The 22,569-nt window shown below is 73.8% G+C and carries 14 protein-coding genes and 7 pseudogenes; 15 read left to right on the top strand and 6 right to left on the bottom strand.

Annotation, left to right across the window (positions count from 1 at the left end):
* From ABD794_RS16965 to ABD794_RS16955, 3 genes and pseudogenes are all read left to right on the top strand, one after another.
* Positions 1 to 900, top strand: a pseudogene (locus tag ABD794_RS16965) (ADP-ribosylglycohydrolase family protein); the annotation flags it as partial.
* 142 nt (positions 901 to 1,042) lie between these two features.
* A complete protein-coding gene (locus ABD794_RS16960) occupies positions 1,043 to 1,687 on the top strand; it encodes a ribonuclease HII (protein WP_344964309.1) in 645 nt (214 codons plus the stop codon).
* 68 nt (positions 1,688 to 1,755) lie between these two features.
* Positions 1,756 to 2,353 (top strand): annotated as a pseudogene (locus ABD794_RS16955) (hypothetical protein).
* On the opposite strand, the gene ABD794_RS16950 reads toward ABD794_RS16955, so the two are convergent.
* Both ABD794_RS16950 and ABD794_RS16945 read right to left on the bottom strand, forming a co-directional pair.
* A complete protein-coding gene (locus ABD794_RS16950; RefSeq protein ID WP_344964307.1) occupies positions 2,325 to 3,026 on the bottom strand; it encodes a hypothetical protein in 702 nt (233 codons plus the stop codon). The pseudogene ABD794_RS16955 and the gene ABD794_RS16950 sit on opposite strands and share 29 nt — an antisense overlap.
* Positions 3,027 to 3,253: 227 nt before the next feature.
* Positions 3,254 to 5,428: pseudogene (locus ABD794_RS16945) on the bottom strand (RecQ family ATP-dependent DNA helicase).
* Between the two features lie 83 nt (positions 5,429 to 5,511).
* Between ABD794_RS16945 and ABD794_RS19150 the strand changes: the two are divergent.
* The 9 genes and pseudogenes from ABD794_RS19150 to ABD794_RS16910 form a co-directional block, all read left to right on the top strand.
* Positions 5,512 to 5,889 (top strand): annotated as a pseudogene (locus ABD794_RS19150) (DUF4192 family protein); the annotation flags it as partial.
* Positions 5,890 to 5,962: 73 nt separating this feature from the next.
* Positions 5,963 to 6,547: a DUF4192 domain-containing protein gene (locus ABD794_RS19145; RefSeq protein ID WP_425586053.1), complete on the top strand. Its 585-nt coding sequence runs from the start codon at positions 5,963 to 5,965 to the stop codon at positions 6,545 to 6,547.
* Complete coding sequence (locus ABD794_RS19140; RefSeq protein ID WP_425586052.1) at positions 6,445 to 7,002, top strand: DUF4192 family protein; 558 nt, start codon at positions 6,445 to 6,447, stop codon at positions 7,000 to 7,002. Before ABD794_RS19145 ends, ABD794_RS19140 begins: the two co-directional genes overlap by 103 nt.
* 192 nt (positions 7,003 to 7,194) lie before the next feature.
* Positions 7,195 to 9,119 (top strand): annotated as a pseudogene (locus ABD794_RS16935) (glycogen debranching N-terminal domain-containing protein).
* A 97-nt stretch (positions 9,120 to 9,216) separates the two neighbouring features.
* Positions 9,217 to 9,960, top strand: coding sequence for an NUDIX hydrolase (locus ABD794_RS16930; protein WP_344964305.1), 744 nt, complete (start codon positions 9,217 to 9,219; stop codon positions 9,958 to 9,960).
* Positions 9,961 to 10,116: 156 nt separating this feature from the next.
* Positions 10,117 to 11,891: pseudogene (locus ABD794_RS16925) on the top strand (ABC transporter ATP-binding protein).
* Positions 11,892 to 12,145: 254 nt separating this feature from the next.
* Positions 12,146 to 13,084 (top strand): FadR/GntR family transcriptional regulator, encoded by a 939-nt coding sequence (locus ABD794_RS16920; protein ID WP_344964302.1) that lies wholly within the window; start codon positions 12,146 to 12,148, stop codon positions 13,082 to 13,084.
* Between the two features lie 403 nt (positions 13,085 to 13,487).
* Positions 13,488 to 15,047 carry an RNA polymerase sigma factor gene (locus ABD794_RS16915; protein ID WP_344964300.1) on the top strand — a complete coding sequence of 520 codons (1,560 nt, stop codon included), beginning with the start codon at positions 13,488 to 13,490 and terminating at the stop codon, positions 15,045 to 15,047.
* A 134-nt stretch (positions 15,048 to 15,181) separates the two neighbouring features.
* Positions 15,182 to 16,072, top strand: a complete 891-nt coding sequence (locus tag ABD794_RS16910) for a S1 family serine peptidase (protein WP_344964298.1) — start codon at positions 15,182 to 15,184, stop codon at positions 16,070 to 16,072.
* 151 nt (positions 16,073 to 16,223) lie between these two features.
* Here the strand turns inward: ABD794_RS16910 and ABD794_RS16905 are convergent, their stop codons facing one another.
* Positions 16,224 to 16,454: a DUF7455 domain-containing protein gene (locus tag ABD794_RS16905; RefSeq protein WP_004949045.1), complete on the bottom strand. Its 231-nt coding sequence runs from the start codon at positions 16,452 to 16,454 to the stop codon at positions 16,224 to 16,226.
* Positions 16,455 to 16,887: 433 nt separating this feature from the next.
* On the opposite strand from ABD794_RS16905, the gene ABD794_RS16900 reads away from it, so the two are divergent.
* The 3 genes and pseudogenes from ABD794_RS16900 to ABD794_RS16890 all read left to right on the top strand — a co-directional run.
* The gene (locus ABD794_RS16900) at positions 16,888 to 19,008 is read left to right on the top strand and encodes a DNA gyrase/topoisomerase IV subunit B (RefSeq protein WP_344964296.1); all 2,121 of its coding nucleotides are present in this window, start codon (positions 16,888 to 16,890) and stop codon (positions 19,006 to 19,008) included.
* Positions 19,009 to 19,189: 181 nt separating this feature from the next.
* Entirely contained in the window at positions 19,190 to 19,678 is a 489-nt protein-coding gene (locus ABD794_RS16895) for a DUF1453 domain-containing protein (RefSeq protein WP_344964294.1), read from the top strand.
* A gap of 34 nt (positions 19,679 to 19,712) precedes the next feature.
* Positions 19,713 to 20,423: pseudogene (locus tag ABD794_RS16890) on the top strand (histidine kinase dimerization/phosphoacceptor domain-containing protein); the annotation flags it as partial.
* Between the two features lie 187 nt (positions 20,424 to 20,610).
* On the opposite strand, the gene fabG reads toward ABD794_RS16890, so the two are convergent.
* The 3 genes from fabG to ABD794_RS16875 form a co-directional block, all read right to left on the bottom strand.
* Positions 20,611 to 21,372: a 3-oxoacyl-ACP reductase FabG gene (gene fabG / locus ABD794_RS16885; protein ID WP_344964292.1), complete on the bottom strand. Its 762-nt coding sequence runs from the start codon at positions 21,370 to 21,372 to the stop codon at positions 20,611 to 20,613.
* Between the two features lie 133 nt (positions 21,373 to 21,505).
* Complete coding sequence (locus tag ABD794_RS16880; RefSeq protein ID WP_344964311.1) at positions 21,506 to 21,895, bottom strand: DUF3037 domain-containing protein; 390 nt, start codon at positions 21,893 to 21,895, stop codon at positions 21,506 to 21,508.
* Positions 21,896 to 21,921: 26 nt separating this feature from the next.
* The coding region (locus ABD794_RS16875; RefSeq protein WP_344964290.1) for a hypothetical protein at positions 21,922 to 22,569 on the bottom strand (648 nt) is incomplete at its 5' end.

Genomic DNA, 22,569 nt, shown 5'->3' with positions numbered 1-22,569 from the left:
TGACCGCTGACCGATTCCACCGAGCCCTCGCGAGCCTGCGCGGGCTGGCCGTGGGCGACGCCCTCGGCTCCCAGTTCTTCGTCCCCGCCAACTACACCGGCCTCCAGCGCCGCGAGGTGCCCGCGGCTCCCTGGCAGTGGACCGACGACACCGAGATGGCCTGCTCCGTGCTGGCCGTCCTCGCGGGCCACGGCCGCGTCGACCAGGACGTCCTGGCGCGGTCTGTTCGCGGAGCACCACGACTTCGACCGGGGCTACGGCCCCACCGTGAACCGCATGCTGCGGCTGATCAGGGAGGGCGGCGACTGGCGGGAGCTGGCGGCCTCGGTGTTCCAGGGGCAGGGGTCCTGGGGCAACGGCGCGGCCATGCGCATCGCCCCGCTGGGCGCCTGGTATGCGGACGACCCCGAGCAGGCCACCCACCAGGCCGAGATCTCGGCCTACATCACGCACCAGCACCGTGAGGCCGTGGCCGGCGCCATGGCCGTGGCCGCCGCCGCGGCGATCGCGGCCGAGGCGGACGGGGGCGCCGGTCACCGGCGAGACACTGCTGGACGGCGTGATCGCGCTCGTCCCGCGCAGCGCGGTGCAGGCCGGGCTGCGCCGCGCCCGCGACATGCTCGACTACGGCGACGCGAACACCGTCGCCGCCGTCCTCGGCTGCGGCCGCCGGACGAGCGCGCACGACACGGTGGCCGTTCGCCCTGTGGTCCGCCGCCCGTCATCTGGGCTCCTTCGAGGCCGGGTTCTGGGTGACGGCGCAGGTGGGCGGCGACGTGGACACCACCTGCGCCATCGTCGGCGGAGTGGTCGCGGCCGCCGGCCGGGGCGCGCCGCCCGCCGCGTGGCCTGCGCGACACGGAGCAGCTGCCCGGCTGGCTCCCGGACGTCCCGCGCTGAACAGGGTCCCCGAAGAGGGGGGCGGGGAGCCGCGCGCGGCTTCCGGGGCGTACCCTTGCTGGCGCCATGCCCTACCAACCGCCCACCCCACAGCGTCGAGCGCTCCCTGCGAGCGACGACGGGAGCCAAGGTCGTCGCCGGAGTGGACGAGGTCGGCCGGGGCGCCTGGGCCGGGCCGGTCACGGTGTGCGCGGCCGTCACGGGTCTGCGCCGGCCGCCGGAAGGGCTCACCGACTCCAAACTGCTCACCCCCAAGCGGCGCCTCGTGCTCGCCCGGCAGCTGGAGACCTGGGTCACCGCCTACGCCCTGGGCGAAGCCTCCCCCGAGGAGATCGACGCCCAGGGGATGACGGCGGCGCTCCGGCTGGCGGCCACCCGCGCGCTGGACGCCCTGCCGGTGCGGCCGGACGCGGTGATCCTCGACGGCAAGCACGACTACCTCGGTGATCCCTGGAAGGTCCGCACGGTCATCAAGGGTGACCAGTCCTGTGTGGCGGTGGCCGCGGCATCGGTGATCGCCAAGGTGCGGCGCGACAAGCTGATGGCCGAACTGGGCGACGGGCACGCCGACTTCGGGTTCCCCGACAACGCGCGGGTACCCCTCGCCGGTGCACCGCGCCGCCCTGGAGCGGCGTGGGGCCCACGCCGTACCCACCGCTTGTCGTGGGCCTACCTCGACGCGCTGCCCCAGTGGCAGCACCTCAAGCGGCCACGCCTCGTCCCCGAAGGACAGGCGGCCCGTGAGAACGCTTTGGAGGCCGGTGGTCAGCTCGGTTTCGACTTCTGACCCCTCCTGACCGCCCAAAGCACCACCCGCCGACGCGACTCGCACCGGCGTTTGATAGACATCAACCCATGCCTCTCATCCCCGAGGAGCCTCAGATTCACGAGAGTGTCCCGGGTCCCCGCACCGTGCCGGCCGCCGGCCGCACCGCGCCGACCCCCCGACCCGTTCCTGGTCCCCGTCCGGCGGCTCCCCGCCCCGGCAACCCCGGTGCGCGCCCGGGTGCCGGCGCCTCCGGCCCCGCGCGCCGCGCACGGGCCCGAGGCCGCCGCACCCGCCTCCGCTCCGCAGATCCAGCTGATCCCCGCCTCGGCGGAGGGTGCTCTGGACGCCGCGGACGAGGCCGTCGACCTGCTGCTCGACAGCGGCCGTGCCCCCGGCGAGGTCCTGGTGCTCACCACCGGCGACCCGCACCCCTGGGCCGCGCACGAGCTGTCCTTCGGCGAGGCGTCCTACTGGGCGCAGCAGGACGCTGCGGACGACGTCTTCTACGCCGACGCCGCGGCGGACCGGCTGGCCGACCGTGCGGTCGTGGTCGTCGCCGTCAACGGCGGCGCGGACGCCGAGGTGGCCCGGACGCTGCCCGCGGCGCTGACGCGAGCGGGTGCCCTGCTGGTCGTCTGCGGCGACCCGCAGCGGGTCAACGCCCTGATATCCGTGGGCGTCTGACGGTCGTCCCGCACGGCGGCGCCCCCACGGGCGCATGGCCCGCGGGGGCGCTCCAGCGGGCCCCCGGGCCGGGCCGTGCCCGGCGGTGCGTCCACCGCGCCGCGGCGCGGCGGTGCAGGGCGGGTTCCGGACAGTGGGTGTCCAGGGGCACGGCTGGGCGTGCGGCCGATCGCGGGCGCCGTCCGCTGCGCCCTTCGCCGAGGATTCGCCAGCCCGCTCCCGTCAGCGTGATGTAGGCGCCGCAACGCAGCCCGTGCAGGGTGCAGGCGTCGCGCAGCCCCCACATCCAGGCGCCGTCCTCCTGGGTCCAACGGCCGTCCCCCTCACGGCAGTAGAGCAGCACGGCCGTCCGTACGGGCGAGCGTCTGCGCAGGTCGTGCGGGATCACCCGGCGCAGCTGGGCGAGGAGTTCGTTGCGCAGCTCCCACCCGTCGGGCGCGTGGGCCCGACGGGTGGTGAAGGAGGCGCTGGCCGCCAGCCGTTCGTCGGGACCGAGGACGGCGACCACGGCCGTGGTCGGTGTCGGCAGGTGCCGGGCGTGCAGCCCGGTGACGACCTCACGGGGGTTGCGCAGCAAGGGAATTCCGGCGGCGGCCCACTCGGCGGGCTCGAGCAGCCGACCGGGACGCGGAGCCGGGCCGGTGGCCCGGGGCGGAGCGGGACCGAAGGCCATGGTTCTCCCTTCGTCTGCGCCCCCGGCGGGTTCCGCACGGGGAATCGGCAACGAGGAACAGGAGACGGCAGCCCGGCGTGCCGTGAACAGGCGGGAGCGGGGAGCCGGTTCAATTCTCGCGGCCCCGCCCGCCGTACGGCAACGATCAATTGACGCCACTGACCGGTATCCGGCGGTCCGCATCCCGCCTGCCGTAGCCCCGTCCCGTTTCTCCCGCCCCTTCCGGGTCAGCCCTGTACGGCCAGCACCAGGGGGAACACCTGGGCGGCGCCGGCCCGCCGCAGCAGCCGCGCGCGGCCACGGCCAGCGTCCCAGCCGGTCTCCGTCAGATCGTCCACGAGCAGCACCGGCCCGTCCGCCGCGGCCAGCGCCGAGGCGATGGGCGGGCGGCACGGCCAGCGCGCCGTCCAGCGCGCGCAGCCGCTGGGCGCTGTTGCTGCGCGGCACTCCGGCGTCCGCCGCCTCGGCGCGGTACTCCCACGGAGCCGAGCAGGGGCATGCGCCCCACCGACGCGATGTGTTCGCCGAGCGAGCGGATCAACTGCGGCCTGGTGCGGGAGTCCACGGTGACGACGCCCACCGGCCGGGCGGGGGCTTCCGGAGCGCCGGAGGCCCAACCGCCGGGCCCCCGGGCCCAGTCGGCGAGCACGGAGACCACCGCGGCCGCCACGTCGTCCGGAATCCGGCCGTCCGGCGTGTGCGGTGCGAGCAGGGGACGGAGCCGGTTCCCCCAGCCGATGTCGGAGAGACGGCCCAGCGCGCGGCCGGGAGAGGCCTGGTCACCGGGCGGGATGCGGCCCTTGAGGTCCACCCCGACCGCGGCCATGCCCGTGGGCCACATCCGGCGCGGCTCGACCTCGACCCCCCGGCCGGCCCAGCTCGCCGCGGGAGGACTCGAGCGCCTCCTGCGAGACCCCGGTGGCGAAGCGCGGGCCCGCGCAGTTGTCGCAGCGGCCGCAAGGGGCCGCCTGCTCGTCGTCCAGCTGCCGCCGCAGGAACTCCATCCGGCACTGCGTCGTCGTGGCGTAGTCGCGCATGGCCTGCTGCTCGGCCGCCCGCTGCCGGGCCACCCAGGCGTAGCGCTCGGCGTCGTACGCCCATGGCCGGCCCGTGGCGGTCCAGCCGCCGCGCACCCGGTGGACGGCGCCGTCCACGTCGAGCACCTTGAGCATGGTCTCCAGCCGGGAGCGGCGCAGCTCGACGAGCGGCTCCAGGGCGGGCAGCGAGAGCGGGCGGTCCGCGGCGGCCAGCACGTCCAGCGTGCGGCGCACCTGCCCCTCGGGCGGGAAGGCCAGCGACGCGAAGTACGTCCAGATCGCCTCGTCCTCACGGCCGGGGAGCAGCAGGACCTCCGCGTGCTCCACGCCGCGACCGGCGCGGCCCACCTGCTGGTAGTAGGCGATGGGGGAGGAGGGCGAGCCCAGGTGGACGACGAAGCCCAGGTCGGGCTTGTCGAAGCCCATGCCGAGGGCGGACGTCGCGACCAGGGCCTTGACGCGGTTGGCGAGCAGATCCTCCTCCGCCTGCTGGCGGTCGGCGTTCTCCGTCTTGCCGGTGTACGCGGTGACGGTGTGCCCGCGGCGGCGCAGGAACGCCGTCACCTCCTCGGCGGCGGCGACGGTCAGGGTGTAGATGATCCCGGAGCCGGGCAGCTCGGCGAGGTGGTCGGCGAGCCAGGCCAGCCGGTGGGCGGCGTCCGGGAGGCTGAGGACGCCGAGGCTCAGGCTCTCCCGGTCCAGCGGCCCGCGCAGCACGAGCGCCCGGTCCGTGCCCTCGCCCGTGCCCAGCTGCTCGGCGACGTCGGCGGTGACGCGGGCGTTGGCCGTCGCGGTGGTGGCGAGCACGGGGACGCCCGGGGGCAGGTCGGCGAGCATCGTCCGCAGCCGGCGGTAGTCGGGACGGAAGTCGTGGCCCCAGTCGGAGATGCAGTGGGCCTCGTCCACGACCAGGAGGCCCGTGGCGGCCGCGAGCTTGGGCAGGACGTTGTCGCGGAAGTCCGGGTTGTTCAGCCGCTCCGGCGAGACGAGCAGCACGTCCACCTCGCCGGCGGCGACCTCGGCCTGCACGGTGTCCCACTCCTCGCTGTTGGAGGAGTTGAATCGTGCGCGCGTGGATGCCGGCCCGGGCCGCCGCCTCCACCTGGTTGCGCATCAGCGCGAGCAGCGGGGAGACGATCACGGTGGGGCCGCTGCCGCGCGCTCGCGCAGCAGCGCGGTGGCGACGAAGTACACCGCGGACTTGCCCCACCCGGTGCGCTGGACGACCAGGGCGCGGCGGTGGTCGGCCACCAGGGCCTCGATCGCCCGCCACTGGTCCTCGCGCAGCACGGCGGTGCCGGTGGTGTCGCCCACGAGACGGGCGAGGACTGCGTCGGCGGCGGTGCGGAGGGCTTCGTTGCTCATGGCCCTATGCAACACGAGGCCACTGACAACGCGCGAATGAAGGGGTGAAGGGGCCCGTTGTCCACAGGGATTCGTAGGACAATATCCGCGATATCCACAGGCCTGGTGGGCGCCCGCGCACCTGCGGGACTCTCGGGCCATGGCCCACCACAAACGAATCAGCCGGCCCCTCGCCCCTGCCGTCCTCCGCCTGGGGACCGCCGGCGGAAACCCACGTCACGCTGCGCACCCCGGCCGAACTGGCCGACGCGCTCCCGTACCTGCTCGGCTTCCACCCCGACGACAGCATCGTCATGATGGCGCTCCACGGCGAGCGCAAGCGCTTCGGGGGCCGGATCAGGCTCGGCATCCCGGCGGATCCCCGGGAATGGCCCTTCGTCTCCGACCAGCTCGCCCGCACCCTCGTCGCCGCCGGCACGAAGCGCGGCACCGCACCGGACGGGATCGTCCTCTACCTCTGCCAGGACCCCGCGGAGGGGGAGACGGGCCAGGCCGTCCTGGAGCGGCTGCGGCCCCTCGCCCCAGCACCTGCGGATGGCCTGCGGCGGCCTCGACGTGCCGGTGTACGAGGCACTGTGCCTGTCCGGCGGCCGTTTCTGGTCGTACTGCTGCTCCGACGCCCGCTGCTGCCCGCCCGACGGTACGCCGAGGACGATGCCCGGCACCTCGGTCATGGCGGCCGCCGCGGCCTACGCGGGGGTGCGGGTCGGCGGATCCCTGCGCGAGATGGAGGCCCGCCTCGCACCGCTCGGCGGTCGGGCGGCCGAGGAGCAGCGGCACGCCCTGGACGCCGGCGCGGCCGAGCTCCTCCCGCGCATGCTCGGCGCGGAGTGCGAGACCGTGCGGCGGGAGACGCTCGACCTGGCGGAGCTGGTGCTGCGGCGCCTCGACGATGCGCCGCCCGTCGAAGCCCGTGCCGGGGCCGACGCGCGGGACGACGGCCTGGTCTCCGCCGACGAGGCGGCGGCGATCGTCCTCGGCCTCCAGGACCGCGTCGCCCGGGACCGCGCCGCCGAGTGGATGGAGGGCTCGCGGCTGCCCGCCACCCTGCGGCTGTGGCGCGCGCGCTCGCCCGCCGCTGCGTACCGCCCTACTCGGAGCACGCCGCCGCGCCGCTGACCCTGGCGGGCTGGGTCGCCTGGGCCTCCGGCGAGCACGCCGAGGCGAAGATCACTCTCGGCCGGGCGCTGACCGCCGACCCCGACTACCTCTTCGCCCCAACTCCTCCACCACGCCTGCAACGAGGGCCTCGATCCGGAGGCACTGCGCAACTGCCTGCGCCAGGAGCGGGCCGACCGGGCAGTCCTCGACGCCGCCCGCGCCGCCGCGGAGGGGCGCGCCCGGCCGGACGACGGGCCCGCGACGGGGGGACGGACCGGGTCGGACGGCGGCGCCCGGTCCCCGGCGCCGCAAGCAGCAGGGCGACACCGCCCGTCCGGGCCCGGCGCGCGGCACGGCGACGGGCGGACCGGAAGGGAAGCCGCGCACCCGACGGCAGCCGGGGCGGCGCGCGGCCCGCGACCGGAAGTGACCCACGACCGAAAGTGACCGGGGACACGTCCGGGCCTCCGTGACCTCGGCGGCGCCCGTGCCGTTCACCTGAGTGGCCCTCGTCCGTAACCGTCGTCCCGGCCCGTGACCTCCACAGGGAGCGCAGACCCGTGCAAGGCACCGCCACCCACACCCCGTCCGTTCCCCGCCCCGCGGCGTCCCGGCGTCCCGGCCCCGCCCGCCCCCCGGGCCCGCAGCCGGTGCACGCCGCGCTGATCTGCGTCGCCCTGCCCGCCCTCGCGATCTCCGGGGAGCAGGGACAGCTCACCGGCCAGGGCCTCGACGGTTTTCTACCGGAACGGGCGGCGCCTGCTGGCGCGTTGCGTGATCAGAGTGGACGGCGTCGAACCGGTGCCCCTCCAGGGGCGGCTGACGGACGCGGGCCGGGCCCGTTTCGTCGGCACGGTGCGCACCGCCGCCGACGAGGGACCCGACCCGGCCGTCACCGTGGAGCGGCTCCGCGACGCCGAGGGCGTCGAGCGCATCACGCTGCGCAGCGCTGCCGCCCGCGAGACCAGGCTCGGGGTCGAGGTCTCCCTCGGGACCGACCTCGCCGAGCTGGGCGCCGTCGCCGCGGGCGCCGCGGCCCCCGAGCTCCCCGCCGCCGTGCACGCCTCCGGCCTGCGCTGGTCGGCCCCCGGCCTGGACGCGGTGGTGACGGCCGACCCGGCTCCCGACGACGCCCTGGCCTCGGCGGGACTGCTGTGCTGGGAGATACGGCTGCCCCCCGGCGGCACGCGGAGCATCGAGCTCCGCGTCAGGCCGGACGCACCCGGCAGGCCGCTCCCCGTCCCCGGCCCCGCCGCCCGTGGCGGTGCTCCCTGGGGCGACGCCCAGGCGGAGGGTGACGACGCCCGGGCCGCCGCCCTGTTCGCCACCGCCCTCGACGATCTGCGCGCCCTCCTCGTGCGCGACCGGCAGATCCCGGGCGACGTCCACCTCGCCGCCGGCGTCCCCTGGCGCTGCGGCCATCTCGCCCCCGCCGAGGCCCTGTGGGCGGCACGGATGACGCTGCCCCTCGGCGTGCGGCTCGCCGCGGGGACGCTGCGCACCGTCGCCCGCACCCAGCTCTCCGGCCCCGACCGGGGCCGCGTCCCCGGTGCCCTGCGGCACTCCGGAGCCCATCTGCCCCCGGGCTGCACGGGCGTCGAAGCGACGCTCCTGTTCCCGGCGGTGCTCGCCGAGGCGTGGCGGTGGGGCCTGCCCGGCCAGGAGCTGGAGCCGCTGCTCCCCGCCGCGGAGCGGTGCCTGGCCTGGCTGCGCACGGCGGTCGGCGAGGACGGCTATCTCGCCGACCCCCACCCCGGCGGGCCGTACCGCTGCGAGGTCCAGGCCCATGCCCACCGGGCGGCCCTGCTCGGTGCCGACCTGCTGGAGGCCCACGGCCGCCCCGGAGCCCGCGAGTGGCGGGACTGGGCGGCGGACCTCCGGCGCCGCTTCCGCGACGACTTCTGGGTCGAGGACCGCGGCGGCGGCCGCCCGGCGGCCGCCCTCGCCCCCGACGGGCGGCCTATACCGCACCTGGGGTGTGCCGCCGCCCATCTGCTCGATACCGGCCTGACCGCGGCGGGCGCCTTCGCCCCCGGCTTGCTGGACCGCGTGCGTACCGAGCAGCTCGCGCGGCTCCTCGGCAGCCCGCCCCTCGACTCCGGCTGGGGCCTGCGCAGCCTGGGTACGAAGGAGCCCGGCCCACAACCCGTTCGGGCACCGCGGCGGAGCCGTGCGCGTCCACGAGACGGCCGTGGCCGTGGCCGGGCTCGCGGCCGCCGGATTCGAGCGGGAGGCGGGCGCCCTGGCACGCGGAGTGCTCGACGCCGCCGAGACCTTCGGCCACCGGCTGCCGGAGATGTATGCGGGCGAGCAGCGCACCGCGGGGAGCTCCCCGCTGCCGCACCCGGCGGCCTGCCGGCCCGCGGCCGTGGCGGCCGCGGGTGCGGTCCAGCTGCTGACCGCCTTCGCCGGCGTGCGCCCGGACGTCCCGGCCGGCGGGGTGACCGTCCGCCCGCCCGGCTCGGCGCCGCTCGGCGCCCTGCGGTTCACGGGGCTGAGCGTGGCCGGGCGGCCGTTCGCCGTGCGGATCAGCAGACTCGGCCTCGGCATGGTCGAGGAGGCCGCCGACGGTCTCCAACTGGGGGTGTGAGCGCATGCGCACCGGACTCCCCGGAGACCTGCCGCCGCCCGTGGCCGTCGATGGACAAGAACCTGATTATCGTCAGGCAGACGACTATGATCGCGTCATGCCCTACGACCCGTCGGCCTTCCCGCCCTTCGCCGTCACCGTCGACCTGGTCGTGCTCACCGTACGCCGCCATGCCCTGTGCGCACTGGCCGTACGCCGTGGCGAACCCCCCTTCCAGGGCCGGTGGGCGCTGCCGGGCGGGTTCGTCCGGGGCGACGAGGACCTGGCGACGGCCGCCGCCCGGGAGCTGGCCGAGGAGACCGGGCTGCACGTCCACGACCCGGCCTGCCCGGCGCCCGCCAACGCCGCGCACCTCGAACAGCTCGCCACCTACGGCGATCCCCGGCGCGACCCCCGCATGCGCGTGGTCAGCGTGGCGCACCTCGCGCTCGCCCCCGACCTGCCGGCCCCGCGCGCCGGCGGCGACGCGCACAGCGTCCGCTGGGCCCCCGTGGAGGACCTGCTGGGGCAGGACGGCGAGGAGGCCGCCCCCCTCGCCTTCGACCATGCCCGCATCCTCGCCGACGGGGTGGAGCGCGCCCGCTCCAAGATCGAGTACTCCTCCCTGGCCACCGCCTTCTGCCCCCAGGAGTTCACCGTCGGGGAGCTGCGCCGGGTCTACGAGGCGGTCTGGGGCGTGGCCCTCGACCCCCGCAACTTCCACCGCAAGGTCACCGGCACCCCGGGCTTCCTGGTGCCCACCGGTGGCACGACGACACGCCAGGGCGGCCGCCCGGCCCAGCTCTTCCGGGCCGGCGGGGCCACCCTGCTGAACCCGCCCATGCTGCGCCCCGAGGCGTAGCCGCCGACCCGCCCACGAGGGGGCGGGACACGACCCTCCGGTGCGCCATGTTCCGCAGCAAATAGGACATATCGGGTTACCGTGCTGCGGAACGTCCCCCGTTCCCGCGCACCCCACGACGCCCGCGCGGGATGCCCACGCCCCGCGAGGGAAGTCATGATCCAGGCCATCGGACTGACCAGCGTCCCCCCGTCGCAACCGCCCTCCCGCCGTCGACGACCTCACCTTCGAGGCCCGCCCCGGGCGAGTCACCGTCCTTCTCGGCGAGTCCGGGGCGGGCAAGACCAGCGCCCTGCGTCTGATGCTCCGCCTCGACCCCGGCCGCGGCATCGCGCTCTTCCGCGGCCGCAGCCTCGACCGCGTCGCCCACCCGGTCCGCGAGGTGGGCGTACTGCTCGGCGACGTCCCCGGCCACCCCGCCCGAACCGCCCGCGGCCATCTGCGCATGCTCGGCGCGGCGGCCGGCGTCCCGCCCGGGCGCGCGGACGAGGTGCTGGGACGTCGTCGGACTCAGCGGTCTGGCCGACCAGCGCATCGGCGACTTCTCCCATGGCATGGACCGCCGCCTCGGCCTCGCCGCGGCCCTGCTCGGCGACCCCCACACCCTCGTGCTCGACGAACCGGCCGCCGGCCTGTCCCCGCGGGAGACCTCCTGGCTGCACGGTCTCCTGCGCGGCTACGCGGACCAGGGCGGCGCCGTCCTCGTCACCTCGTCCTCGCCCGGGGAAGCGGCGCGCCTGGGCGACCAGGTCGTCACCATCCACCGCGGCCGCCTGGTCGCCGACCAGGAGGCCACCGTCTTCGCCCGGGCCCGGCTGCGGCCCAAGGTCGCCGTCCAGTCACCGTCGGCCGCCCGCCTCGCGCACGTCATCGCGGCGGAGTCCGAGAGCGCCGATCCGTCCCCCGACGCCCCTCCTGTGGAGGTCGTGCACGACGGCGGCAGCATGCTGTCCGTCTACGGCCGCAGCTGCGCCGCGGTCGGGGAGACGGCCCACCGGCACGGCATTCTGGTGCACCGGCTCGCCGAGGAGACCGACCCCGCCCCCTTGCCCCCGCTCCAGCGCGCCGACGGCCGACGTCCGGCCGACGCCGATCCCGAGTCAGACGCGGCCGACGATCAGCAAGCGCAGGGACCGCTCGCCCGCATCCAGCCGCCCCTCCCCGCCCCCGCACCGGTCTGGCCGCTCCGCTACGAGCTGCGCCGTGCCGTCGGCGTGCGGACGGGATGGATCGTGGTGGCCTCCTCGCTCCTGCTCTCGCTGGTCGCCTCGGTGCTCCTGGCCCGTGCCGGGGCCCCGGTCCTCAGCCTGCTCGCGGGCTGGCCCGCCCCGCTCCCGCTGCCTCCCGCCGCCCTCGGCGCCGGTGTGCTCGGGGCACTCGCCTTCGGCCAGGAGTTCCGCTATCCCGCGCTGGCCCCCGATGTGGGCAGCGTGCCGCGCCGCCTGGCCCTGCTGGGCGGCAAGCTCGTCGTCACGGCTGCCGCCGCGCTACTGCTGGCGTTCTCCTCGGTGGCCCTGGGCGCCGGGGCGGTGCGACTGCTCTTCGGTGGCGCGGTGACCGTCTTCCCGGCGGCCTGGGGCACGGCCCTCGTCGGCTGGGCCGCGCTCACGCTCGGCTGCGCCTGGGCCGGGCTGCTCGCGGCGGGCCTGTTCCGCTCGACCGTCCTGGGGCTGATGGCGGTGCTGATCGTCCCGGCACTGGTGGTGCCGGTGGTGAGCGCCGCTTTGGCCCGGCCCGCCGCCCGGTCCCTCGCGGGGCTCCCCGAGCGCCTGCGTTCCACGGCTCTGCTGCAGTGGCCGGCCGGCGTCGACGAGGGACTCTCGACGGCGCTGCGGGTGATCTCCCAGCCCGTCGGCTGGGCGCTGGTCCTCTCGCTCACCGGGCTGCTCGCGGCGTACGTCCTCACGCTGCTGCGGGGGCGGCCGCGCTGAGGCTGTGCTAATGCGGAAGAGGGGCCTGCCCGGCGCGTCGCGCCGACAGGACGTCCACGCAGAGTGACAATCCGTTCGTCGGGCGAGAGGGAAAGATGGTCGTCATGAGCCGGGGATATAGCCGAGGGTGTCCCTCCGCCGGAGGCGCCAGGGGGCGCGCAACCGTTGCTCTGCGTACTTGTTCAACTCCGGAGGGTGCCCGATTGTGTCCGTTTGGGCGTCAATTGTGAGGTAATGGGCGATCACCCTTTCGTGTGCTTTTCACCAAAGACCTCAAGGCCCGTCGACCCGTCGCCGACAAAGGAAGCGTGAGTACCCTTGCGCACACCATGATGACCGCGGCTCGCCCCGCCGACTCCGGCCTGACGGGCCCGGGCGAGCTCGACCGATACTCCTACGCAGAGGCCCCCGGGGCCGACCGCGGCCCCGCACACGCCTGGGACGGCGACGCGGAGCTGGGGCGCGCCGGGCGCCGGGCGGCCGGCAGCCGCGGCCGGGGGCTGCACGGCCAGCTCGTACAGCAGCTGGGGCAGATGATCGTCTCCGGCGACCTCGGCGCCGACCGCCCGCTCGTCCCCGAGGAGATCGGGCAGCGCTTCGAAGTCTCCCGCACCGTCGTCCGCGAGTCGCTGCGCGTCCTCGAGGCCAAGGGCCTGGTCAGTGCCCGTCCCAACGTCGGCACCCGGGTCCGCCCGGTCAGCGACTGGAACCTCCTCGACCCGGACATCATCGAGTGGCGGGCCTTCGGTCCCCAACGCGACGACCAGCGCCGGGAGCTGTGCGAGCTGCGCTGGATCATCGAGCCGCTGGCCGCCCGGCTGGCCGCGGGGCACGGTCGCGAGGACGTCCAGCAGCGGCTCGCCGACATGGCGGAGATCATGGGGCACGCCCTGGCGCAGGGTGACTCGCTCACCTTCTCCCGCGCGGACGCCGAGTTCCACACCCTGCTCCTCCAGGTCGCCGGCAACCGCATGCTGGAGCACCTCTCGGGCATCGTGTCCGCCGCCCTGCACGTCTCGGGCGCGTCGGCCGGCGGCTGTGACCGGCCCACCGACGCCGGTGTGGGGCACCACCTGCGGATCGTCGACGCCGTCGGTGCCGGCGACGCCGCCGCCGCGGAGTCGGCGATGCGCCAACTCCTCGTCTCCCACCCGGAGGTCGAGCGCGTGGTGCCCGCCCCCCGCGAGCACTGACCGCGGGGGCGGGGCCGTACGGACAGGGAGGTACGCGCGGGACTGCTCGTCCGCCCCGCGCGTACGGCCGTGCGCCCCGGGCCGAACGGCCGCGGAGGGCGCGCGTGGGCGGCGAATGCGCCGCCGGTCTTGGGGTGTGCTGCGGAGAGGCGCAGCAATCCGCCCGGTTCCATGGGTTTTCAACCCATATGTGGTGTGACTCGGGCCACGGGGATTGGGCGTAACGCTCCTTGAGGCAGCGCGATGACTAAAGAGGTGGTGGCTGCGGAGGGAATACAGGCCTCGTTCGAGGCGCTGTGTTGCACCGCACTATCGCCCGCGCCGTCGGTTCATCCTTGCCGGCGGTCGTCGGCTCCGGTCCGCAGCGGACGGAGCCGGAAGCCGTTTCCATCGTTCCGAGAGGTTGTTCGTGTCGGCCAGCACATCCCGTACGCTCCCGCCGGAGATCGCCGAATCCGAGTCTCTGATGGCGCTCATCGAGCAGGGAAAGGCCGAGGGGCAGATCGCCGGCGACGACGTGCGTCGGGCCTTCGAGGCTGACCAGATTCCGCCAACCCAGTGGAAGAACGTCCTGCGCAGCCTCAACCAGGTCCTCGACGAGGAGGGTGTGACGCTGATGGTCAGCGCGGCAGAGGCGCCCAAGCGCACCCGCAAGAGCGTCGCAGCGAAAAGCCCGGCGAAGCGCACCGCCACCAAGGCCGTCTCCTCCAAGACGGTGACGTCCCGGCAGACCTCCACCGCGGCCGCCTCCTCCGCGGCGGGCGGCTACGGGGACGAGTCGGGCGACGAGGCCGTGGCGCCCGCCAAGAAGGCCGCCGCCAAGAAGACGGCCGCGAAGAAGACGGTGGCCAAGAAGGCCACCGCCAAGAAGGCGACGGCCAAGAAGGCCACCGCCAAGAAGGACTCCGACGAGCTGCTCGAGGACGAGCTGGTCGAGGAGACCCCGCTCCCGGGCAAGGGCGAGGAAGAGGAGGAGACCGGCGAGAGCAAGGGCTTCGTGCTGTCCGACGAGGACGAGGACGACGCCCCCGCGCAGCAGGTCGCGGTGGCCGGTGCCACCGCCGACCCGGTCAAGGACTACCTCAAGCAGATCGGCAAGGTCCCCCTCCTCAACGCCGAGCAGGAGGTGGAGCTCGCCAAGCGCATCGAGGCGGGTCTCTTCGCCGAGGACAAGCTGGCGAACGCCGACAAGCTCGCGCCCAAGCTCAAGCGCGAGCTGGAGATCATCGCCGAGGACGGGCGCCGCGCCAAGAACCACCTGCTGGAGGCCAACCTCCGTCTGGTCGTCTCCCTGGCCAAGCGGTACACCGGCCGCGGCATGCTCTTCCTGGACCTCATCCAGGAGGGCAACCTCGGTCTGATCCGTGCGGTCGAGAAGTTCGACTACACCAAGGGCTACAAGTTCTCCACGTACGCGACCTGGTGGATCCGTCAGGCGATCACCCGCGCGATGGCCGACCAGGCCCGCACCATCCGTATCCCGGTGCACATGGTCGAGGTCATCAACAAGCTCGCCCGCGTGCAGCGCCAGATGCTCCAGGACCTGGGCCGCGAGCCCACCCCGGAGGAGCTGGCCAAGGAGCTCGACATGACCCCGGAGAAGGTCATCGAGGTCCAGAAGTACGGCCGCGAGCCGATCTCCCTCCACACCCCCCTGGGTGAGGACGGCGACAGCGAGTTCGGTGACCTCATCGAGGACTCCGAGGCGGTCGTCCCGGCCGACGCGGTCAGCTTCACGCTCCTCCAGGAGCAGCTGCACTCCGTCCTGGACACCCTGAGCGAGCGCGAGGCCGGCGTGGTCTCCATGCGCTTCGGCCTCACCGACGGCCAGCCGAAGACCCTGGACGAGATCGGCAAGGTCTACGGCGTGACGCGTGAGCGCATCCGTCAGATCGAGTCGAAGACGATGTCCAAGCTGCGACACCCGTCGCGCTCCCAGGTTCTGCGGGACTACCTGGACTGAGCAGCGGCACACGGCGACATGGCGGGGCCCGGTTCCCTCTTCGGAGGGGCCGGGCCCTGTCGCTTCCGGATGCGGGGACGGCTGCCGGGGTTGACTCTGGGTGTGCAAGGGACTCCACCGCGTCAGGAGGTCGTATGCGTGCCCTGCGCTGGTCGTCGGCCGTCGCGCTCGCCCTGCTGCTCGTGCTGCCGGGCCCGACCGCGGCCGACGGACGGCTGGTGGGCGACGGGCCGGTCGTCGTCGGCGGGCAGCCGGTCAAGACCTCGGACGTGCCCTGGGTGGTGGCTCTGGCGAGCCGCGGGCGGTTCGGTTCGACGCGGTCCGGGCAGTTCTGCGGCGGAGTCGCGGTGGCGCCCAGGACCGTGGTCACCGCCGCCCACTGCCTGACCCGCGAGGTGCTGGGCAGTGATCCCCGTGACGCGAAGGACCTGCGGGTGCTGGTGGGGCGTGACGATCTGCGCGGCGCCGAGGGCACCGAGGTGCCCGTCCAGGAGGCCTGGGCCAACCCGGGCTTCAACGTGATGACGAACGCCGGGGACATCGGCGTCGTCACCCTGGCGCAGCCGCTCCCGGCCACCCATGTGATCGGGATGGCACAACGGGGGGAGACGGTCTACGGACCGAACACCCCGGCTGTGGTCTACGGCTGGGGCGACACGGTCGGCAACGGCGCCTACTCCGAGACGCTGCACGGCTCGCCGGTGCTGGTCCTGGCGGACGAGCTGTGCGAGCAGGCCTATCCCGGAGGGGTGGAGGGTGCCTTCAACCGGGCGTCCATGCTCTGCGCGGGCTGGCCGGAGGGCGGCAGGGACGCCTGCCAGGGGGACAGTGGAGGTCCCCTGGTGGCGGGCGGACGGCTGGTCGGGATCGTCTCCTGGGGGAGTGGTTGCGCCCAGCCGGGCCGTCCCGGTGTCTATACGCGCATCTCCGCCGTTTCCAAGGCGGTCATGGCACACAGCCCGGACGCGCCGCCCGCGGGCGGGCAGGCGCCGCCTCAGGCCGCTCGGCCGGCGGTGCCGTCGTGAGGGTCGCGGAGGCGGAGGAACGCACGGGAACGGGCGGCCTCCCCCGTGGGGGCCGCCCGTCGCCGCCCGGCCGCCAAGGGCCGGGGCACGCTCGTCGTGGATGCGATGTGTCGGCGTTCCGCCGGTGGATCCGGGAGCCCGTGGGGCGGACTCAGCGGTCCTCGTCGGACGCGGAGGCCGGGACGGCCGTCAGTCGCTCCGTCTCGTCCTGTATCTCCGCGGCGATCTTCTTGAGCTCCGGCTCGAACTTGCGCCCATGGTGGGCGCAGAACAGCAGTTCACCGCCGCTCAGGAGAACGACGCGCAGGTAGGCCTGAGCGCCGCACCGGTCGCAGCGATCAGCGGCCGTCAGCGGGCTCGCGGGGGTCAGAACAGTAGTCACGTCGCCTCTTCTCTAGCTCGACGAGCTGTCGTACCAGGGTCAACATCCAACCAGGCCGAAAACGTTCCCGCTCGTGGCTTTTCCTCGAAACTTCCTTCCGAGTGAGCCGGATCTTGACGTTTGGCGGCGAATGAGCCGTATCGCGTGGGTTTACGGTTTCACATCGCTGGGGGTTTCCGTCCTCCCGGCCGGCTTGCCGGGTTGTTCTTGAGGACGTGCCCGGAGCCTAAATGGTTCATGCCTCCAAGGGAACGTGATGTGCACGTCACCCCATTGAGTCATCGAACCCTCGTTCGATGCTCGACTAGCATGGCCATTGCTGCGGGTGGCGGCACAAAGGCTCTACCGGGCCTCGGTACCCTCTGAACGGCGACCGAGCCAGCCATTGCGCCCCCAGACGGGCCAGAGAGAAATTCAGCGAGGAGCGAACCGCGTGACCGCCGATACGTCCGTGCCGTCCACTGCATTGCTGACCGGGGCAGACCGGGACGGATCCAACTACACCGCGCGGCACCTGCTCGTCCTCGAGGGACTGGAAGCCGTCCGCAAGCGTCCGGGCATGTACATCGGCTCCACGGACAGCCGCGGCCTGATGCACTGCCTCTGGGAGATCATCGACAACTCGGTCGACGAGGCCCTCGGCGGTTTCTGCGACCACATCGAGGTGATCCTCCACGACGACGGCTCCGTCGAGGTGCGCGACAACGGCCGGGGCATCCCGGTGGACGTCGAGCCCAAGACCGGGCTGTCCGGCGTCGAGGTCGTCATGACCAAGCTGCACGCCGGAGGAAAGTTCGGCGGCGGCTCCTACGCCGCCTCCGGCGGTCTGCACGGCGTCGGCGCCTCGGTCGTCAACGCGCTCTCCGCCCGGCTGGACGTGGAGGTGGACCGCAACAGCAGAACCCACGCGATCAGCTTCCGGCGCGGCGTGCCCGGCATCTTCACCGAGTCCGGTCCCGACGCCCCCTTCGACCCGGCCAACGGGCTCCTCAAAGGCAAGAAGGTGCCCAAGACCCGTACGGGCACCCGGGTCCGTTACTGGGCGGACCGGCAGATCTTCCTCAAGGACGCCAAGCTCTCCCTGGACACGCTGTACGGGCGTGCCCGGCAGACCGCCTTCCTGGTGCCGGGCCTGACGATCGTGGTCCGTGACGAGCGGGGCCTCGAGGGCACGGGCGTCAGCGAGGAGGTCTTCCGCTACGACGGGGGCATCAGTGAGTTCTGCGAGTTCCTCGCGCAGGACAAGGCCGTCTGCGACGTGCTGCGGCTCAGCGGCCAGGGCACGTTCAAGGAGACCGTCCCGGTCCTCGACGACCGCGGGCACATGACGCCCACCGAGGTCACCCGGGAGCTCGGCGTGGACATCGCGCTGCGCTGGGGCACCGGCTACGACGCCACGGTCAAGTCCTTCGTCAACATCATCGCCACCCCCAAGGGCGGCACCCACGTGGCCGGTTTCGAGCGGGCGGTCGCCAAGACCGTCAACGAGGTGCTGCGCTCGTCCAAGCTGCTGCGGGTCGCCGAGGACGACGTGGTCAAGGACGACGCCATGGAGGGGCTCACCGCGGTGGTGACCGTCCGCCTGGCGGAGCCCCAGTTCGAGGGGCAGACGAAGGAGGTCCTGGGCACCTCGGCCGCCTCCCGGATCGTGGCCAACGTGGTCGCCAAGGAGCTCAAGACGTTCCTGACCTCGACCAAGCGCGACGCCAAGCAGCAGGCGCGGGCCGTGCTGGAGAAGATCGTCGCGGCGGCCCGCACGCGCATCGCGGCCCGCCAGCACAAGGAGGCCCAGCGCCGCAAGACGGCACTGGAGTCCTCGTCGCTGCCGGCCAAGCTCGCCGACTGCCGCAGCGACGACGTGGACCGCAGTGAACTGTTCATCGTCGAGGGCGACTCGGCGCTGGGCACGGCCAAGCTGGCGCGGAACTCCGAGTTCCAGGCGCTCCTCCCGATCCGCGGCAAGATCCTCAACGTCCAGAAGTCGTCGGTCTCGGACATGCTCAAGAACGCCGAGTGCGGCGCGATCATCCAGGTGATAGGAGCCGGGTCGGGCCGGACCTTCGACATCGACGCCGCGCGCTACGGGAAGGTCATCTTCCTTGCCGACGCCGATGTGGACGGCGCGCACATCCGCTGCCTGCTGCTCACGCTCTTCCAGCGCTACATGAGGCCGATGGTGGAGCAGGGGCGGGTGTTCTCGGCGGTCCCGCCGCTGCACCGGGTGGAGCTGATCCAGCCCAAGAAGGGCCAGGACAAGTACATCTACACCTACTCCGACAGTGAGCTGCGGCAGACCCTGCTGGAGCTGGAGCGCAAGGGCGTCCGCTACAAGGACTCCATCCAGCGTTACAAGGGCCTCGGCGAGATGGACGCAGACCAGCTCGCGGAGACCACGATGGACCCCCGCCACCGCACCCTGCGGCGGATCAACATCAGCGACCTGGAGGCCGCGGAGCGCGCCTTCGACCTGCTGATGGGCAACGAGGTGGCGCCGCGCAAGGAGTTCATCACCAACTCCGCCGCCACCCTGGACCGTTCGCGCATCGACGCCTGAGCCTCCACCCCCGGGTGGAGAAGGAGCCCCGGGTCGGGGAGTGATCTCCACCCGGGGTCCACCCGTGCTCCGATCCGGACCGCCGACCGGGTCCGTAGCGTCGGATGTGTCGTCCCGCGGCGTCCTGGTTGTGGCAGGACCGCGTGCGACCGTCGTGTCCGCGCTTCCACGGAGGCTTTCCATGTCCGGTCCGGTCAGTGTGCTGGTGGTCGTCGCTCTGGTGGTGCTGGTGGTCGTCCGCCAGATGAAGCCGCAGAAGATGGTCCCGGGCTCCCGCCGGTGGTGGGTCGTCCCGGCGGTGCTGGCCGTCGTCGCCCTACGCGAGCCGGGGCTGGTGGATGCCGGCCACCGGGCCGCGTCCGTGGGCCTGTTGACGGCCGGGGTCCTGCTCGGCGTCGCAACGGGCGTCGCCTGGGCGTGGACCACCCGAATATGGACCGACGAGACCGGGGCGGTCTGGGCCCGGGGGACGAAGGTCACGGGAGCCGTCTGGGCGGGCGGGATGCTGCTGCGCCTGGGCCTGATCGGGGTCGGGGTGCTGATCGGGGTCCACCAGGGCGCGGCGGGCGCCATGCTGACGGTCGCCGCCATGTTGCCGGCCCGCTCGGCGGTTCTCCTGCACCGGGCCGGGCGGCTGGTTCCGTCGTACGGTGTCGTTGCCGGTGGCTGAGTCCTGCGCGCCGGTGGAGGAGCGGTACGTGCCGATGGAGAACTGGACCGAGTGGCCGCCCCGGGAGGCGCTCTCCCGGGTCGGTGTCCCGCGTCGCCGCCGGGTGCTGACGTGGATCGTGCGGGTCGTTCTGGTCGGGGTCTTCGTCACGGGCGTGGTGCGCGAGGACGCGCTGCACGGGTGGGGCTATGCGGCGCTCGCCGCCGGCCTCGTGGTCTGCTCCGTCGCGGTCTGGCGCTGTTTCATCACGACGCTCCAGCAGCGCTTCTGGTCCTCGGTGGGCCTGCTGGTGGTGCTGATCGCGACGGGAGGTGTCGCGGAGGGGGCGGGAACACACGTCACCGCGACCGGGCTGTGGTGCGTCGCCGCGGTCATCGCGGTGGAGCGGCTTCCTCTCGGGCCGGGACTCGGTGTCGCGGGCGTCGCCATGGGGGCGTACGTCCTGACGGGCCGGGAGACCTTGCCGGCCGCCGCCGGGGCGGTGGGAGCGGTGCTCCTCATCGGGTACTCGCTGCGGCTGGACGAGGAGGCCCGGGGGGCGGGGTTCCGGCTGCTGGCCCAGGAGCGGGCGGCGCGGCAGGCGGAGGCGGAGTCCGCGGCGCTGGCCGAACGGGCCCGGATCGCACGGGAGATCCACGACGTCCTGGCGCACAGCCTCTCCGCCCAGTTGGTCCACCTGGAGGCGGCCCGGCTGCTCATCGAGAGCGGGGCGGAGCGGCAGCAGATCCTCGAACGGGTCACGGCGGCACGGGGGATGGCCCGCGAGGGGCTGTCCGAGACGCGGCAGGCGCTGTCCGCCCTGCGGGGCGAGATGACGCAGCCGGAGGAGTTCCTCCGCGACATCGCGGCCTCGGAGGGGGCCCGGCTCGATGTGACCGGGGCAGCCACGCCGGTTGCCGGCGGAGGCCGGGCTGGCATGCTGATGCTCCCGTTCAGTCGAGCGGCCCGCCGGCCACGTACAGCACCTGGCCGGAGACGAAGCCGGCGTTCTCGCCGGCGAAGAAGGCGATGGCGTTGGCGACGTCCTCGGGCCGGCCGACCCGGCCCACCGGGATCTCCGCCGCCGCGGCGGCCTGGAGGTCCTCGAAGCCCACGCCGATCCGCGCCGCGGTGGAGGCGGTCATGTCGGTGGCGATGAAGCCGGGGGCGACGGCGTTGACGGTGACGCCGAACTTGCCGAGCTCCTTGGCCAGGGTCTTGGTGAAGCCCTGCAACCCGGCCTTCGCGGCGGAGTAGTTGGCCTGGCCGCGGTTGCCGAGGGCGGAGCTGCTGGAGAGGTTGACGATGCGGCCCCAGCCGGCGTCCACCATGTGCTTCTGGCAGGCGCGCGCCATCAGGAACGCGCCGCGCAGGTGCACGTTCATGACCGTGTCCCAGTCGCCGTCGCTCATCTTGAACAGCAGATTGTCGCGGAGCACGCCGGCGTTGTTGACGAGCACGGCGGGAGCGCCGAGTCCGTCCGCGACCCGGGCGACGGCGGCGGCCACCCGGTCGGCGTCGGAGACGTCGCAGCCGACGGCGAGGGCGGTGCCGCCGGCCGCGGTGATCGCCTCCACGGTGCCGGCGCAGGCCGCCTCGTCGAGGTCGAGGACGGCGACCGCATACCCGTCCCGGGCCAGCCGCAGAGCCGTCGCGGCACCGATGCCTCGTGCCGCGCCGGTGACGACGGCCACCCGTCGCTCGGTGGTGGACATGCCGTATCTCCTCACCTCGATGGCGGCTCCCCCGCGCGGGGAGCTGCGGGTGAGCAACCGCTTAGTAGCTTCGGCCGATCAGACGCTAGAAGCCCCGCCACCCGCTGTCAACGCCCCCGTACGCCAGGGCGTCTCACCTGACCAGCAGGTCGAGCAGGCGCTCCGGTTCCACCCGGGGGTCGCGCGTCAGCCCGGTATGCACCGGGCCGGGCTGGACGACCGTGCTGCGCGGGGCGATCAGCCAGCGGAAACGCCGTCCCGCGTCGTCGCAGGCGGCCTGGCCGGCACGCTCCCCGCCGGCACAGATCCCCTCGACGGCGTGCAACGCGGCCCGGACTCCCGCCACATCGGCCGTCGGGTCGAGGGCCAGCAGGCGGCGCTCGTCCAGGTGGACGCGGGCCTCGACGAAGGACTCGGCCTGGCAGTAGACGACGACGCCGGCGTTGATCTGCTCCCCGCGTTCGACGCGGGGCACGACACGCAGCAGCGCGTACTCGAAGACCGACCGTTCCTTGGAATCCATGTCGCCCTTGTGCTCTCTGCGGTCCGTCACTTCCCGGCCTTCCTGTCCAACCTGACCCGCACCCACTCGGGCGCCTGCGAGGGCGTGTCCGCGCTGCGTTCGCCGATGGCGATCCGGTCGCCGACGGTGGCGGCGCGGTCCCGCAGCACCTCGACATAGGCCCGGCGCACGGCGTCCGGACCGTCGAAGCCCGGCTCGTCGGCCAGCCATTCGTCGGGGACGTCGGCGACGACCTCGGTCAGCAGCTCCTCCGTCACCCGCGGGGCCAGCTCGGCGGCGGCCCCGGCGAGGTCCGGGGCGAAGGTGGCCAGGACGTGGTCGGAGGCGTCGTACGGCTTGGCGGCCGCGGACGGCGCGGACGGCCAGTTGTGGTGCCAGATCATCGTCGCGCCGTGGTCGATGAGCCACAGGGCGCCGTGCCACACCAGGAGGTTGGGGTTGCGCCAGGAGCGGTCGACGTTGCCCACCAGCGCGTCGAACCACACCACGCGCCCGGCCTCGACGGCGTCCGTCTCGAAGGCGAGCGGATCGAATCCGAGGGCGCCGGGGAGGAAGTCCATGCCGAGGTTGAGCCCGCCGCTGGCCTTGAGCAGCCCCTGCACCTCCGGGTCGGGCTCGGCCCGGCCGATGACCGGGTCCAGCTGGATGCCCACCAGCTCGGGGACGCGCAGGCC

Source organism: Streptomyces thioluteus (assembly GCF_039535865.1).
The sequence above is the reverse complement of the archived record's forward strand: the minus strand, read 5'-3'. Positions and strand labels throughout refer to the sequence as shown.

Excerpts from the sequence above, each read along its gene's own strand:
- ABD794_RS16880 (WP_344964311.1), bottom strand. The coding sequence starts at position 21,895 with ATGGATTCCAAGGAACGGTCGGTCTTCGAGTACGCGCTGCTGCGTGTC.
- ABD794_RS16950 (WP_344964307.1), bottom strand. The coding sequence starts at position 3,026 with ATGGCCTTCGGTCCCGCTCCGCCCCGGGCCACCGGCCCGGCTCCGCGT.
- ABD794_RS19145 (WP_425586053.1), top strand. The coding sequence starts at position 5,963 with ATGGCCTGCGGCGGCCTCGACGTGCCGGTGTACGAGGCACTGTGCCTG.
- ABD794_RS16895 (WP_344964294.1), top strand. The coding sequence starts at position 19,190 with ATGTCCGGTCCGGTCAGTGTGCTGGTGGTCGTCGCTCTGGTGGTGCTG.
- ABD794_RS16910 (WP_344964298.1), top strand. The coding sequence starts at position 15,182 with ATGCGTGCCCTGCGCTGGTCGTCGGCCGTCGCGCTCGCCCTGCTGCTC.
- fabG (WP_344964292.1), bottom strand. The coding sequence starts at position 21,372 with ATGTCCACCACCGAGCGACGGGTGGCCGTCGTCACCGGCGCGGCACGA.
- ABD794_RS16930 (WP_344964305.1), top strand. The coding sequence starts at position 9,217 with ATGCCCTACGACCCGTCGGCCTTCCCGCCCTTCGCCGTCACCGTCGAC.